This window comes from Chryseobacterium sp. S0630, assembly GCF_024158915.1.
GTDB lineage: Bacteria > Bacteroidota > Bacteroidia > Flavobacteriales > Weeksellaceae > Chryseobacterium.
Genome location: NZ_JAMZGF010000025.1, coordinates 36102 through 52236, shown reverse-complemented (window position 1 = coordinate 52236; position 16135 = coordinate 36102). Strand labels below are relative to the sequence as shown.

At 37.9% G+C, this 16135-nt stretch carries 10 protein-coding genes; 8 read left to right on the top strand and 2 right to left on the bottom strand.

Features of this window, described 5'->3' with window-relative positions:
• Positions 1-6: 6 nt before the first annotated feature.
• Positions 7-1842 carry a RagB/SusD family nutrient uptake outer membrane protein gene (locus tag NK356_RS12820; protein WP_253317153.1) on the bottom strand — a complete coding sequence of 612 codons (1836 nt, stop codon included), beginning with the start codon at positions 1840-1842 and terminating at the stop codon, positions 7-9.
• 10 nt (positions 1843-1852) lie between these two features.
• Entirely contained in the window at positions 1853-4870 is a 3018-nt protein-coding gene (locus NK356_RS12815) for a TonB-dependent receptor (protein WP_253317152.1), read from the bottom strand.
• An 877-nt stretch (positions 4871-5747) separates the two neighbouring features.
• Between NK356_RS12815 and kduI the strand changes: the two genes are divergently transcribed.
• The 8 genes from kduI (at position 5748) to NK356_RS12775 (ending at position 15676) form a co-directional block, all read left to right on the top strand.
• Positions 5748-6584: a 5-dehydro-4-deoxy-D-glucuronate isomerase gene (gene kduI, locus NK356_RS12810; RefSeq protein WP_253317151.1), complete on the top strand. Its 837-nt coding sequence runs from the start codon at positions 5748-5750 to the stop codon at positions 6582-6584.
• Between the two features lie 8 nt (positions 6585-6592).
• A complete protein-coding gene (locus NK356_RS12805) occupies positions 6593-7375 on the top strand; it encodes a gluconate 5-dehydrogenase (RefSeq protein WP_034694252.1) in 783 nt (260 codons plus the stop codon).
• Between the two features lie 18 nt (positions 7376-7393).
• Positions 7394-8791 (top strand): glucuronate isomerase, encoded by a 1398-nt coding sequence (uxaC, locus tag NK356_RS12800; protein WP_253317150.1) that lies wholly within the window; start codon positions 7394-7396, stop codon positions 8789-8791.
• A 256-nt stretch (positions 8792-9047) separates the two neighbouring features.
• Entirely contained in the window at positions 9048-10055 is a 1008-nt protein-coding gene (locus NK356_RS12795; RefSeq protein ID WP_034694256.1) for a sugar kinase, read from the top strand.
• Between the two features lie 2 nt (positions 10056-10057).
• Positions 10058-10726 carry a bifunctional 4-hydroxy-2-oxoglutarate aldolase/2-dehydro-3-deoxy-phosphogluconate aldolase gene (locus NK356_RS12790; RefSeq protein ID WP_034694258.1) on the top strand — a complete coding sequence of 223 codons (669 nt, stop codon included), beginning with the start codon at positions 10058-10060 and terminating at the stop codon, positions 10724-10726.
• Between the two features lie 216 nt (positions 10727-10942).
• Positions 10943-12469, top strand: coding sequence for an MFS transporter (locus tag NK356_RS12785; RefSeq protein ID WP_253317149.1), 1527 nt, complete (start codon positions 10943-10945; stop codon positions 12467-12469).
• Positions 12470-12593: 124 nt separating this feature from the next.
• Positions 12594-14057 (top strand): tagaturonate reductase, encoded by a 1464-nt coding sequence (locus tag NK356_RS12780; protein WP_253317148.1) that lies wholly within the window; start codon positions 12594-12596, stop codon positions 14055-14057.
• A 5-nt stretch (positions 14058-14062) separates the two neighbouring features.
• Complete coding sequence (locus NK356_RS12775) at positions 14063-15676, top strand: UxaA family hydrolase (RefSeq protein WP_253317147.1); 1614 nt, start codon at positions 14063-14065, stop codon at positions 15674-15676.
• Positions 15677-16135 lie beyond the last annotated feature (459 nt).

Below are 16135 nucleotides of genomic sequence, written 5' to 3'. Positions count from 1 at the left end.
AACTATCTAGTATCCGTAATCCTGGGTAAGGTTATAATTTGAATTGATCACATCCAGCGCAATAGGAAGAAGTTCCTTTTTGTTAGGCTGGAAATAATACGCATAACTTTTCACCGGATCTCCACTGATGTAAGGCTGTGTCATAGCCAGTCTCCAGTTCACTTTTGTGTATCCTGTAGGAGTAGCCACACTTTGATTTGGATTGTAGAAAACATCAGCCTTGTTGATTCCGTTCACATAAATGTCCATATCCAGAACGTTTTGCTGTGCTGTTTTTGTGGGAACATAATTGGCAACAGTGGAAGCCGGTTTTTTGTAAAAAATATACTCGGGAACATTCGCATAAGCTCCTGTGCCGTTCATGAAATCTGTAAGTTTCTGTCGGGTTTCATTGATCTTTGTTTCCAGAAGGTTCCAGCGGATCAGATCATATTTTCTCAATCCTTCACCTCCGAATTCCAATAATCTTTCCTGAACAATATATTTAAAGAAGTCATTCTTGGAAGTAGGAATGGTTCCTATCTGACCCAAATTACCTGTATAAGCTCTTTGTCTTACAGCCATTACAGCATCAATGGCTTCCTGAGAAGGAGCACTGTGAAGTTCATTGTCTGCTTCAGCAAACATTAATAAAATATCGGCATATCGTAGCAACGGCCAGTCGATTCCTAAGTTCTGGGAAGTTCCCGTAATGCTCGTCCACGACTTTCTGAATTTTCCGTCATTCCAGTTGATGGAAGTCTGAAGATCCTCCTGTTTTGATGTGCTCACCCTGAAAATGGCAATATTAACATCTCTTCTCAAATCATATTTACTGAACTCATAGAAATAGGTAGGAATAGCACTGATTCCTCCGGCTGATTTCCAGTCAGAATCATCATGCCTTAACCCATTATAATATCCGATTTTTGAATCTGTTCTAGAGTTTCCGCCAAAAGCTCCGACAGCAAAAATAATTTCACTCGTTGTATCCGGAGTGTTGGTATGCAAAGATCTGAAAAGCCCTTCATAGCTAGGGTTCAGCTTGTGCTGCCCGGAAGTGATGATATCTTTGCATTCATCATACGCAATCTGATAATATTTCTGAGGATTTGTTCCTTGCGTCATGAGTTGCGGACTTCTTCTCAAAGAATATCCGGCTCTTGCCAAGGCTATTCTGGCTCTTAATCCTTTTACTGCTGCTTTGGAAAGTCTTTGTGCAGTAGTTCCTCCTTCAGATTTCCATGGCACCAGAGCAGATGCTTTTGCCAGATCATCAAGAAGTTTTTCATAGATGATATCACGGTCTGTTTTCGGAATATAAACGGATGGCAGATCTGCAGAAGGGACATCCTGAAAAGGGACATCACCCCAGTTTTTAATAAGATCATAATAAAACAATGCTCTTAGTGTTAATGCTTCGCCCAGATAGCGGTCCATCAGTTTTTTATCAGCTGCAGATCCGGTTTGATAAACTGGAGAAAGAGGAATGTTTTTGATTACAAGATTCGCTCTTTCGATGCCTGTGTAAGTATCCAGGAAAGGTCTTAATAATTCCGTATTGGTGGGAACTGCTCCGAAACAGCTTATTCCTCTTCTGTCGTTGGCATTATAATCTCCGGAGGTTCTGAGATCGTCCCCGGACTGGGAAAGGATGAGATTCATTCTCTGTCCATACGTATTGTCACCCATAGCACTGTTATAAACCCCTACAAGTGCAGCAAAGGTGTCTGGTGCTGAGTCAAATTGTTGCTTCTCAGCAGTATTGGAAAGATTTTCTACCTCTAAATAATCACTGCAGGAATTAAGAGTAACCACGCAGGCAAGAGATAAGAAAAAACTTGAAAATTTATTTTTGTTCATAGCGTTCGTTTTAGAAAGTAATATCTACTCCTGATAAAATAAATCGGCTTCTTGGATAAGCAGAATAATCTACTCCCGGAGTTAATGGATTTCTTCTTGTATTGGCTTCCGGATCAAATCCTGAATAACCCGTAATCGTAAATAAATTATTAACGGTAGCATACAGCCTCAGGTTTTTCACTCCAATAGCATCAAGAGATCCTTTTGGAAGACTATATCCAATGGTAAGGTTATTCAGTCTCAAGAAAGAACCGTCTTCAATAGCATAAGAATGAAGGAAATAAGCTCCTGCGGGAGGAGTCCACATCGTTGTATTGGCATTAAGAGCGGCAAGAGCAGTAGGATCTGTTACTTTATTTCCGGCATTATCAAACCATCTCCAGCGGTCTGCTACTTCAGCAAGCATATTATTATCCTTATAAAGATATTGAGTGGTGTATTCTAATTTGTTGGCATTGTACACTTTATTTCCTATGGAGAAATTGAAAAGCAAACTCATATCCCAGTTCTTATAGCGGAATGTTTGGGTAAAACCTCCGTAGAATTTAGGCTGTGCACTCCCAAGATCAGTCATATCTTTGTTATCAATTACTCCGTCTCCATTCAGGTCCTGAAGTTTAAGGTCTCCTGGTTGTACGGCTTTTGCACCGTTAGCAACAGCAGCAGAACTTGCAATTCCTGCCTTTAGTGTATAAAGTTGGGTAGCTGCGTCATAATTAAAATCACTTACTTCATATCTTCCTGCTGTAACATATCCCCAATAAGTACCTACCGGTTTACCTACCTGTACAAGGAAATCAAACAGGTTATTCTGCCATCCGGAAGGGTAGTAGTAAGAATTGGCACTGGCAGAGGCATTGCTTCCCAAGCTTTTGATGGTATTTCTGTTGGAAGAAATATTGGCATCAATTTTCCACGAAAAGTTTTCTTTGCTGATGATGGTACTTCCCATTGATAGTTCTATCCCTTTATTTTCGCTGCTTCCTGAGTTTTGGTATTGATACTCGTATCCGGAAGTCTGTGGTATTTTGGCTAATAATAAAAGGTCTTTGGTATCTGTTTTATAAACATCCAGAGTTCCATAAAGCCTTCCTTTAAACAACCCAAAATCAATTCCGGCATTGTATGAAGTGGCTGTTTCCCATTTTACATTAGGGTTGGCCATAATATTTCCGGTGGTAGCCCCTGGGGTAACACTGGTTCCGAAAGCGTAGCCGTAATCTGACGATGATGTAAAGAAGGTATCATATAAAAAAGCTCCGATTCTGTTATTTCCTGATTTTCCATATCCTAAACGAAGTTTCAGTTCATTCACAAAATTGCTCTGCTTCAAGAAATTTTCTTCCTTGATTTTCCAGGCTAAAGAAGCTGCAGGAAAGTATCCCCACTGATTGGGACCAGGTTTGAAAACACTGGAACCATCGGCTCTCATGGAAACTGTTGCAATATATTTGTTGTTGTAGATATAATTTACCCTTCCAAAGAAAGATGCTAAACGGTCTACCTCTCTTGCCGTTTTAGGAGCATCCTGAACCATTCCTGAAGGTGGTGATGCCAGCTGTGAATTAGCAAAGGCTTCCTGTGCCGAAGAAGATTTAGGGAACCATTTGATATTGATGGAGGTAGATTCACCATCGGTTCTCACGGTTTCCTGACCTGCTAAAAGATCAAACTTATGATTACCGAATGTTCTTCTATAATTCAATGTGTTGGTATTGGTAATTCTTCTGGTTTGAGAATTACTCATAAACACCACTGGCTGATCATTGTTCTGTCTGGCAAGGCTGGTAACCGGACCTGAAAACTGATTGACGATCTGATCTCTCTGTACATAACCGATCACACTTCGGAACGTAAAATCTTTACTGATCTTATATTCAATTGTTCCGTTCAGTAATAAGTCATTTCTTCCGCTTTCCTTTACTTCATCATTGGCCAGTAAAACAGGATTGACAAGATTCGTCTGATCTGCAAATAAAGGATCAAAATCATCAACATCTACCGTAGAACCACCTTCAAAAGGCTGATATCTGATGGCATTTCTCAACCGGTTGGTGGTTTGTGAACCTGAGGCAGAAGTTCCCGCTCCGTAGATCATCTGACGGCTGTAGCGGGCGTTCAGACCAATACTCAGCTTTTTTGAAATATCATAATCATATCTGAAGTTGGCCATATTACGTTTGAATCCGGATCCAATCATCACTCCGTCTTCCTCCACATTATTAAGTGTCAATGAAAATGCAGAGTTTTCAGATCCTCCGGATAAAGATACATTGTGCGTAAAATTGAATGCTTCTCTTCCGAAAAGCTTATCCTGCCAGTTTACATTTTTTACAGACTTATATTTGTCAAGCTGATCAAAAGTTCCGTAGCGTGTGTTAAAAGTTTCAATATCTTTTGCATCTCCATTCTTATAATATTGTTCATACTGATAAAGAACATACTGGTAAGGATCAAGTACACTGATCTTATTCTGAATGCTTCTTACCCCTACAAAACCATTATAGTTAATTGTTGTTTTTCCTTTTTTGCGGCCGCCTTTTGTAGTGATCAGAACTACACCGTTAGCTCCTCTTGATCCGAAAATAGAAGTGGAAGAGGCATCTTTTAATACTTCAATTGATTCTATTTCTTTGGGAGATAAGATGGTCAGGGCATTATCCATCTGCACACCATCTACAATATAGAGTGGGGCATTGCTTTGGGTAATGGAGTTTCCACCGCGGATTACAATGTCCACATCTGCTCCGGGAGATCCTTCACTCAGAGAAACCTGTACACCGGCCAGTCTTCCCTGGATAGCTTCAGCAGCATTGGTAGAAGGCATATCTTTAAGAGCTTCGCCTTTCACAGAAGAAACAGCGTTGGTAACGTCTTTTTTGGAAACTTTTGTATAGCCTACCAAAACCACATCATCCAGTTTGGTTTCTTTATCTTTTTTCGTTTCTTTTTCCTGAGCCATGGAAAGGACAGGAAGCAGAAAAACAGTTAAATATAACCACTTTATTGATTGTACTCTTTTATCCATTATGTATCCTTATAGTTTTAATTCTTGGTTGAAAGTTTTTTCAATCGTTTTTGATTAGGATTTTTAAGTATTCTGCAGATTTTAGTGGCCATTATGTACTTTAATCATTTTCTTACGCTTTTGTGCAATCGATTGCGTAATTATTTATAATAAATTAATCTGGCTCCTAAACTAATATTATTTTTCAATACGCAAAGAAAAAAATGTTATTTTTTCATTAATTTATGTGTTTAATACAATGTGTTTAGCCTTACAAATGTTTGTTTTATGAATTTAATTTATTGTTAATCAATTGTATATAATTGTTTTCATTTTGTTCTAAATCTTAACAATAAAAATGTGTTAAGGAAGTGTTTAATGTTTATAAAACTTAAATTTTGATTAAAACTATGTCTGTTTTCGGATATAAAAAATCCCGAAATTGATGCCTGGGAAGAAAAATTTTAATCATTTTCTGATTTTTGTCATCTTTTTGAAATTATCAGTACTTCTGTATTTTGTACTTTTTATTAATATTTACGAGTATATATCATATGTGTATTAATTTGATGATATTTTAATCAATATTTCATTGCTTGTTTTCTGTGTTATTTTGGCATGATTTTATATTTTAAGTCCGGTTAGTTTCTTATTTTGGGAAATTTATTCTATATTTTTTTTCTCTTTTCCAACTCTTTTTAAATCTATTTTTAATTTTATTTATTTGATAATCAGCTTATTTTAAAATAAAATTAATTTTTTGTTAACTACTTAAAGAATAATTATATATTTAACCCCACAAGTATTTCTGCAATTTTAGTGTAATTTTATGCAATCGATTACATTGAGTTTAACAGGTTTGCGAAAACCGTAAAAAAGAAAAAGTAAAAATAGTAGTATGGCACAATCAGAATTTCGTTACGCCCATCATCCTGAAGATGTGAAAAAATATACCACAGAAGATCTCAGGAGGGAGTTTCTAATCGATGATTTATTCAATGAGGATAAGATAAAACTGGTGTATTCTATGTATGACAGGCTTATTGTAGGAGGAGTAATGCCTTCCTCCAAAGCGTTGAAACTGGAGCCCACTGATGATCTGAAAGCTGAAAATTTTCTTGACAGAAGAGAGCTGGGAATCATCAATGTAGGAGGAGCAGGAAAAGTAACTGTTGACGGAAATGTATATGAGCTTGGAAATAAAGAAGCTTTATACATCGGAAAAGGATCTCAGGAAGTGATCTTTGAAAAGACAGGTAAAGAACAGCCTTATTTCTACATCAATTCAGCTCCGGCGCATCATGCATGTCCCACAAAGAAAATCACCAAAAACGAAGCTGAAATTGTGGAACTGGGCGACGAGAAATATGCGAATAAACGTACTATCAACAAACTGATTGTTAATTCTGTGGTAGAAACCTGCCAGCTCCAAATGGGTATGACTGAGCTGCATCCCGGAAATGTCTGGAACACAATGCCTGCGCATACCCACACCAGAAGAATGGAAGCCTATTTCTATTTTGATCTGGAAGAAGGGCAGACAGTAAGTCATTTTATGGGCCAGCCCCATGAAACCCGTCACCTGTTTATGAAGAACAGGCAGGCAGTGTTGTCTCCGGAATGGTCCATCCACTCTGGCGTAGGAACTGCCAATTATACTTTTATCTGGGGTATGGCCGGAGAAAATATGGACTATGGTGATATGGACGGTATTAAAACAAACGAACTAAAGTAATTTTTCCAATGAATTTATTTGATTTATCCGGTAAGGTAGCTGTGGTTACCGGAGGTACTCACGGATTAGGAATGGCAATGGCAGAAGGACTTGCTGCAGCTGGTGCTGAGCTGGCCATTACCAGTACAACGCCATCAAAGCTGGAAGAAGCGTTGAATTATTACCATGAAAAAGGGTATAAAGCAACAGGCTATATTTTTGATGTGACGGATGAGCTGGAAGCTGCCCAAAAAGTAGCTTTAATGGAAGCCACTCATGGAAAAATAGACATCCTTGTCAATAATGCGGGAATCATCAAACGTATTCCGGCTATTGATATGGAAGTGGATGACTTTAGAAAAGTAATTGATGTAGATCTTACCGGACCTTTTATCATGTCGAAATTAATCGGGAAATATATGATTAAAAGGAAATCGGGGAAAATTATCAACATCTGCTCGATGATGAGTGAGCTGGGACGTGACAATGTAGTAGCCTATGCTTCAGCAAAAGGCGGCCTTAAAATGCTTACCAAAAATCTGGCAACAGAATGGGCAAAACACAATATTCAGGTGAACGGAATCGGTCCCGGATATTTTGCAACCTCCCAGACAGAACCCATCCGTGTGGATGGAAATCCTTTCAATGATTTTATCATCAGCAGAACGCCGGAAGGGAGATGGGGAAACCCGGAAGACCTTGCAGGAACCGCTATTTTCCTTGCTTCTGATGCAAGCAGATTCATCAACGGACAGATTATTTACGTAGATGGAGGAATCCTGGCGACTATTGGAAAACCTGCTAATGAATAACAACAGATTAGACAAAAAATGAAACCTTTTATAACAGACCAATTCTTATTACAAAATAAATACGCTGAAGAACTTTACTTCAGATTCGCAGAAAAACAGCCGATCATCGATTATCATAATCATTTGATTCCTAAAGATATTGCAGAAGACACTGTTTTTGACAATATTTCCAAAGTCTGGATTGCTGGTGACCACTACAAATGGAGAGCTATGAGAACGATGGGAGTCAATGAAAAATTCATCACGGGAGATGCTTCAGACAAAGAAAAATTCGAAGCATGGGCAAAAACAGTTCCGTATACTTTGAGAAACCCTTTGTATCACTGGACTCATCTGGAATTGAAAAGATATTTCGGAATTGATGAACTGTTGAATGGAGACAATGCATCGGAAATCTATGAAAACATCACCACTCAGCTTCAAACCCCTGAAAAATCTACCAGAGGTCTTTTGAAAATGATGAATGTGGAATCTCTATGTACTACAGAAGACCCTACAGACACCTTGAATTACCATCAGGATCTGGCGAAAAGTGATTTCAGTATCAAAGTAAGCACTGCATTCCGTCCGGATAAGGCGATTCTGATTGAAAACCACAACTTCGCAGATTACATTGCAAAACTGGGAACATCAGCAGGGATTGAAATTAATTCTTACCAGACTTTATGTGATGCTTTGCTTAAAAGGATCGAATATTTCCACGAAAATGGATGCAGACTGTGTGATCACGGCTTAAATAATATTTCTTTTGAAGAAGCTACAGAAGCGGAAGTGAATGCTATTTTCAATGATAAATTAGCCGGAAAAGTGATTGCTGAAAAGCAGGTGAATCAATTCAAAACAGCCATTTTATTATTCTTAGGGGAAGCTTATCATCAATACGGATGGGTTCAGCAGTTCCATTTAGGAGCTTTGAGAAATAATAATGAAAGAATGCACAGAATTTTAGGACCGGATACCGGCTGGGATTCTATTGGAGACTTTGTACAGGCAGAAACGCTTTCCAGATTTTTGAACACTTTAGACGGAAAAGATAAACTTACAAAAACCATTCTTTACAATTTAAATCCTGCGGATAACGAAATTTTCGCAACAATGATCGGGAATTTCAATGATGGAAGCATCAAAGGTAAAGTACAGTTTGGCTCCGGATGGTGGTTTCTTGATCAGAAAGACGGAATGATCAAACAGATGAATGCCCTTTCCAATATGGGATTAATAAGCTGTTTTGTGGGAATGCTGACGGATTCCAGAAGTTTCCTTTCTTACCCGAGACATGAGTATTTCAGAAGAGTGTTGTGTAATCTTTTCGGGGAAGAAATGAAAAACGGCGAACTGCCGAATGATATAGAACTGATCGGGAAAACCATTTCAGATATCTGCTACCATAACGCAAAAAATTATTTTGATTTTTAGTTTTCAGAAGAAATAATATCCTTTCGCAGATTGAGCAAATTTTGTTGATTTAAAATGATCCGCGTAATCCGCTAAATCTGCGTGAAAAAATATTTTTAACCATTAAGAGAATTTAAAAGGTGAAGAATTGTTAAGAAGAAAATCAAAGATTTTTAAATGATATGATCTTTTATTTTCAATGTATTCAACTTCAAAATTAATAAAGTGTGAATAAAACGCTTGTGTCTTTTGTGGTTAAAAAAAGCTAATTAAAATTATGAGTAACAAAATAGTCACATTCGGTGAAGTGATCATGAGGCTTTCCCCACCCGGAAACAGAATGATGAAGCAAAGCCACGAAATGGAATTCTTTTTTGGAGGAACAGAACTAAACGTTGCTTCTTCATTGGCAACAATGGGTTGTGAAGTAAAACACATCAGCTGTGTTTCAGATGATTTTGTAGGAGAATCTGCTGTTTCTTTCATCCAAAGTTTTGGAATTGATACCAATTTCATTCATAAAAATGAGCATCCTTTAGGACTGTATTTTCTTGAAGTTGGTTCATCTGTCCGTGCCAGCAGAATTGCTTACAACAGACTGAACGGTTCTTTTGCCAATATCAACCCTGAACATATCAACTGGGAAAAGGCGCTTGAAGATTGTGAATATTTTCACTGGACAGGCATCAGTCCTGGTATTTCAGAATCTGCTTATGAAGCATTGAAAGAAGGTCTGAAAACTGCACAGAATAAAGGAATTGAGATTTCCACAGATCCTGCTTACCGTTCCAATCTCTGGAAATATGGAAAAAAAGGGCATGAAGTACTGAAAGAACTGGTTTCTTATTCCACCATTTTTATCGGAGGAGTAAACGAAATCAATGAAATTCTCGGAACTCAGTTTTCTTCCGATAAAGAAGGTTTCATTGAAGCCTGTAAAGAATTAAAACAACAAATTCCTTCTGTTCAAAGGATTTTTGATAAAATAAGAATTGGGGTTACAGCAAGTACGCAGCAAACACAGGGAAGAGCTTGGGTAGATGAAGCCTATTTTGAAACGGAACTTCTGGAAATTAATCCTGTTGTTGACAGAATAGGAACGGGAGATGCTTTTGCTGCAGGGTTGATCTATGGTTTAAAGCATTTTGATCCTAAAAAAGCGCTGAGTTTTGCCAATGCAGCCTGTGCAATCAAACATACCATTCCCGGAGATATCAACTATGCAAGTGTAGAGGATATTCTGGAAGTAATGAAAGGAAATTCAGGAGGAAGAATAAAAAGATAATTATGGCAAGATTTAATAGGATAGAAGTAGCCTTAATGGCAAAGCAAACAGGGATTGTGCCTGTATTTTATTATGCAGATATTGATGTTTGCAAGAAAATTGTAAAAGCTTGTTTCGATGGTGGTGCCCGTGTTTTTGAATTTACCAACAGAGGTGATTTTGCTCACGAGGTTTTTGCTGAACTGGTGAAATACGTTGCCAATGAAATCCCTGAAATGATCCTGGGAATTGGATCCATCCTTGATCCGGCAACTGCTTCTTTATATATTCAGAATGGGGCGAACTTTATTGTAGCTCCTGTTTTAAATCCTGAAGTGGCCAAGGTCTGCAACCGAAGAAAAGTTGCGTGGATGCCCGGCTGTGGCTCTGTTTCTGAAATTTCTTATGCTGAAGAATTAGGAGCAGAAATTGTGAAGATCTTTCCGGCAACGCAAGTAGGCGGTCCGGAATTTATCAAAGCTGTGAAAGGCCCGATGCCATGGTCAAACATAATGCCTACAGGCGGAGTCATTCCAACAAAAGAAAACATCAGTGAATGGATTTCTGCAGGGGCTTACTGCGTAGGACTAGGTTCGCAGCTGTTTGTGAAAAATGAAACCGGGGAATACGACTATGTAAAAATCACAGAAGCTGTAGCTCATTCTATACAGATCATTAAAGAACTAAGATAATTTTTTTATCACTTTAATAAAACCATAAAGGGAAATCAGACAGGTTAATTAGAGGTCAAATAAGATAAAACATTCAATCTAATTAATATCAATCCCTAATTAAATTCAAATGGTTTAAAAAATCAATTATTTCCGTGCTAAATTAGTATGGATAAGGAGTTTTTTGTCCCATTTTGTTGTTAAAATCAATAAAAATCAATACTATTAACGATTGATATGAATAAAGAAATATCCCCGAAACCGACTCAGTTCAGATGGACGATCTGCGTGCTTCTTTTTATTGCAACGACCATCAATTATATGGATCGGCAGGTGCTGTCACTTACCTGGAAAGATTTCATCGCTCCGGAGTTTCACTGGAATAATAATGACTATGGAAATATCACGGCATTATTTTCTATTTTCTATGCTGTAAGTATGCTTTTTGCCGGAAAGTTTGTAGACTGGATGGATACCAAAAAAGGTTTTCTCTGGGCTATAGGAATCTGGTCTATAGGAGCTGTTATTCATGCTTTTTGTGGAATTGCCACTTCAGGAGTTCTTACGGGAAACTGGCTGGTAGGTTTTCAGGAATCTAAAGAGATTATCGGAAGAGTAGATAATGTGGGCGCTATTATCAGTACAAGTGTTACCTTGTTTATTTTCGCCCGTTTTGTTTTGGCGGTCGGGGAAGCAGGAAATTTTCCAGCAGCGATAAAGACTACTGCAGAATATTTTCCAAAGAAAGACAGAGCACTGGCTACAAGTATTTTTAATGCCGGAGCAACAGTAGGAGCTTTGGCTGCACCGGTTACCATTCCTTTTATTGCAAAATCGATGGGTTGGGAATGGGCATTTATCATTATTGGTGCTTTAGGTTTTGTGTGGATGGGGCTTTGGGTATTTTATTATAAAAAACCTCACGAACATCATAAAGTCAATGAACATGAGCTTACTTATATTCAGCAGGATCAGGATGATTGGGTTGGAGAAGGTTCAGCAGGATCAGAAAAGAAATTTTCCTTCAAAGAATGTTTCAGTTACAGACAGACCTGGGCTTTTGCTTTCGGAAAGTTTATGACAGACGGAATCTGGTGGTTTTTCCTGTTCTGGACACCCGCTTATCTGAGTTCTGTTTATAAAATGGATTCTACACAAAGTGCCTTACCGTTATTTGTTCTCTATATGATTACATTATTTTCCATTATTGGAGGATGGCTTCCGAAGTATTTCGTGGAGAAGAAAGGAATGGATGCATATTCCGGAAGGATGAAAGCGATGTTGATCTTTGCTTTTTTCCCTTTGTTGGCTCTTTTAGCACAACCTTTAGGCTCTGTTTCATATTGGATTCCGGTATTAATCATTGGAGTAGCGGGAGCAGCTCATCAGGCTTGGTCAGCGAATATATTCTCCACAGTAGGCGATATGTTTCCCAAAAAAGCGATTGCGACTATTACAGGAATTGGCGGAATGGCAGGCGGAATCGGTTCTTTTTTAATCAATAAATCATCAGGAGTGTTATTCGATCATGCTCATAAAACCTGGACTACTATTGACGGAATGCCTTTGCTTGAGAAATATCCACAATACATCAATGAACGTTTACCGGAGAATTTTCTTCACGATCTGGAAAAATCGGGCGCTATTATTTCTGATGGAATTGATAAAGGATACATGATCATTTTCTCTGTGTGTGCAGTCGCTTACCTTATTGCATGGAGTGTGATGAAAACACTGGTTCCGAAATATAAAGTGATAAAATAAAGATGAACAAAAGGCAAAAAGCTTCTTTGCTGAGTAAACGTCTTTGCGAACGAAAGTAAGCGCAATTTTACAGGTCTTTGCAGACATTGCGTTACAACTCAAAAATATAGTAAGATTAGAAAAAATGGAAAATCAGATAAAACAAAAACTCAATCGTGAATTCTATGGTTCTCAGGAAAAGCTTCCTATTAAAATAATACAGTTTGGAGGTGGGAATTTCATGAGAGGATTTACAGATTATATTATAGATCAGTTAAATAAAAAGACAGATTTCAACGCAGGAATTGTAAATGTTCAGCCTACACCGGGAGGTTCTGTTCACAAGCTTGAAGAGCAGGATAATCTGTACACCCTTTTTACGAGAGGAATAAAAAAAGGTGAAATTATTGATGAAAAACAGGTGATTTCTTCCATTCAGAAGTCCATCAATCCTTATACACAATATGGCGAATTTCTCGCTTTAGCAAAGGAAGAAGAGCTTGAATTTATCTTTTCAAATACCACAGAAACCGGGATTGCATATGATGAAACCGAAGACTATCAGGCAGGACCACACAAAAACTTTCCTGCAAAACTGACGGTTTTAATGTATGAAAGATTTAAATATTTCAATGGTTCACCGGAAAAAGGAGTGAGAATCATTCCTTGTGAACTGATTGAAGATAATGCTTTGGCTTTAAAAAATATCATCCTTCAATATGCTGAACTCTGGAATTTAGAAGAAGGTTTTGTGCGATGGATTGAACAATTTAACTGTTTTCATAATACATTGGTAGACAGGATTGTTCCCGGTTATCCAAAAGACGATGCAGAAACCTATGAAGAGCAGTTGGATTATGAAGATCGGATGATGGTTGTTTCTGAAGTATTTTTACTGTTTGTCATTCAGGATGTTAAGAATTTAAAAGAAAGAATTCCTTTTGACCAGATTAATGAGCAGATTCTGGTGGTAGATGATATTCAGCCGTACCGTCTCAGAAAAGTAAGAATTCTGAATGGTGGACATACTTTGATGCTGGCTCCAGCCATTTTATCAGGAAAAGAAACGGTAAAAGAATCCATTGATAATCCGTTCATCGGGAAGTTTTTAAAAGACACCATTTTCAATGAAGTCAACCCAACTTTAGGATTGGATGAAAATGAGTTGAGAGATTTTGCAGAAGAAGTTTTCGACAGATTTAGAAATCCTTTTATTAAACATCATCTGGCAAGTATCGCTTTATATTTTGTGTCTAAATTTAAAGTAAGAGTACTGCCGAGTTTATTGAAATATGTGGAAACTAACCAAAAATTACCGCTTAATTTAACTTTCTCTTTAGCAGCTCTTATCAGATTCTATCATGGGAATTTTCAGGATAAAACCCTTCCGTTAAATGATGAGCAGACGATTGTTGACCGATTCAAAGAAATCTGGTTAAACAATGAGTATGAAAAAGTAGCAGAACTTGTATTAAGTGAAATTTCTTTCTGGGATACAGATCTCACAGAAATTGAAGGCTTGAAAGACGCTGTAGCAAAAGCTTTGTGGGAAATTGATCATCACAATGTAGAAGCAGCGTATCACCATTTTGTTCAATTCTATTCTTAGAAATCATGCAGAAGAAAGTATTGAAGGTAAATCCCAAAGATAATGTTGCCGTAGCTCTGGTTGATCTTCATCAGGGCGAAACGGTTACTTTGGATGATCTTACCTATGAAATCATAAAAGATACAAAGGCCAAGCATAAGTTTGTCACGGAAGATCTTTCGGAAGGTGATGCCATTATCATGTACGGTGTTTTGGTGGGAAAAGCCAGCCAAACGATTCAGAAAGGTGAAGTTATCACCACTGAAAACGTAAAACATCAGAGCGCAGAAGTAGAAGGTAAAACAGAAACAACTGCCTGGACAGCTCCTAATGTAGAAGAGTGGAAAGACAGAACATTCATGGGATATCACAGAGAAGACGGACAGGTAGGAACAGAAAATGTATGGCTGTTTTTTCCTTTGGTTTTTTGTGAAAACAGAAATGTGGAGATTTTAAAAGATGTTTTTGAAAAAGAACTCTTATTCGAAAAAGTATCAAAACACCAGCTTTTGCTGAGATCTCTGGTTAATAATTCAGATACGGAAACCATTGCTGAGGAAGATCAGAATGAACGTGTTTTAAAAAATATTGAAGTTAAATTCATCACCCATCAGGGCGGCTGTGGCGGAATTCGTCAGGATGCAGAAGCTTTGGGACGTTTATTGGCGGGATATGTCAATAACCCGAATGTAGCCGGAGCCACTGTTTTGAGTCTGGGATGTCAGAATCTTCAGGTACAGATTTTCAAAGATGCTTTGGAAAAGATCAGTCCTGGGAATAAAAAACCAATTATTGTTTACGAACAGCAAAAATCCGGAACAGTAGATGAAATGCTGAGCGGAATTATCAAAGATTCTTACGAAGCGATTAAGAAAGCTAATGAGATTCAAAGAAAACCAGCATCTATTTCAAAACTGGTATTAGGCTTGGAATGTGGTGGTTCAGACGGTTTTTCAGGAATTTCTGCCAATCCGGTTTTAGGGCAGCTGTCAGATTTAATGGCCGGAATTGGCGGTGCAACTATTCTTTCAGAATTTCCGGAATTGTGCGGAGTAGAGCAGGAGCTGGTGAACCGTTGTGTGAATGAAAAAGATGCAGAAAGATTTTTACAGTTGATGAAAGACTTTGAAGAATCAGTCGTTGCTGCAGGATCTGGTTTTGATATGAATCCGTCACCGGGGAATATTAAAGACGGATTGATCACTGATGCCATGAAATCTGCAGGAGCGGCTAAAAAAGGAGGTTCATCACCTATCAATGATGTTCTTGATTTTACGGAATATATTAAGAAACCGGGATTGAATTTATTGTGTACACCCGGAAACGACGTAGAATGTACAACAGCTCTGGTAGGCTCAGGCTCCAATATTGTATTATTTACAACAGGTCTTGGAACTCCCACCGGAAATCCTGTTGTTCCCGTAGTGAAAATATCTTCCAATACTTCACTTTCTGAGAGAATGCCTGATATTATCGACTTCAACACCGGAGATGTGATTACAGGTGAAAAAACAATTGACGAAAAAGCAGAAGAGCTGCTGGAATATATCATCAAAGTAGCCAGTGGAGAAGTAAAAACAAAGGCTGCCATTTTAAATCAAAACGACTTTATTCCCTGGAGAAGAGGGGTTAGTTTGTAAATATGTTTTTTTAATTATAAATATTAATTAGGATTGAAAATGCTTTCTACATGGTAGGAGGCATTTTCTTTTAGATAATAATATTAGAATTACAAACATTTACATCAATAGGAATGGGCTGTTATCCTGAGCGTAGCCAAAGGAAGCCCATTAAAAAAAACATCATTATTGGCCAAAACCTACAAATAGAATGTAATTTAGATTCTTCCTTCGTCAGAATGACAAACAGGCTGTTGATGGCTGGTGTGGCATATCTTAACGGAGTACAATAGTTGACACAGTAACTTTAAATCAATAGAAATGGGTTACTATCCTGAGCGTAGTCGAAGGAAGCCCGTTTAATGAAAAGAGATACGATCATTGGCTTTAGCCAAAACCTACAAATAGAATGTAATTTAGATTCTTCCTTCGTCAGAATGACAAACAGGCTGTTGATGGCTGGTGTGGCATATCTTAACG

Coding starts and splice junctions, on each gene's coding strand:
- NK356_RS12790 (WP_034694258.1), top strand. CDS start 10,058: ATGGCAAGATTTAATAGGATAGAAGTAGCCTTAATGGCAAAGCAAACA.
- kduI (WP_253317151.1), top strand. CDS start 5,748: ATGGCACAATCAGAATTTCGTTACGCCCATCATCCTGAAGATGTGAAA.
- NK356_RS12775 (WP_253317147.1), top strand. CDS start 14,063: ATGCAGAAGAAAGTATTGAAGGTAAATCCCAAAGATAATGTTGCCGTA.
- NK356_RS12815 (WP_253317152.1), bottom strand. CDS start 4,870: ATGGATAAAAGAGTACAATCAATAAAGTGGTTATATTTAACTGTTTTT.
- NK356_RS12805 (WP_034694252.1), top strand. CDS start 6,593: ATGAATTTATTTGATTTATCCGGTAAGGTAGCTGTGGTTACCGGAGGT.
- uxaC (WP_253317150.1), top strand. CDS start 7,394: ATGAAACCTTTTATAACAGACCAATTCTTATTACAAAATAAATACGCT.
- NK356_RS12780 (WP_253317148.1), top strand. CDS start 12,594: ATGGAAAATCAGATAAAACAAAAACTCAATCGTGAATTCTATGGTTCT.
- NK356_RS12820 (WP_253317153.1), bottom strand. CDS start 1,842: ATGAACAAAAATAAATTTTCAAGTTTTTTCTTATCTCTTGCCTGCGTG.
- NK356_RS12785 (WP_253317149.1), top strand. CDS start 10,943: ATGAATAAAGAAATATCCCCGAAACCGACTCAGTTCAGATGGACGATC.
- NK356_RS12795 (WP_034694256.1), top strand. CDS start 9,048: ATGAGTAACAAAATAGTCACATTCGGTGAAGTGATCATGAGGCTTTCC.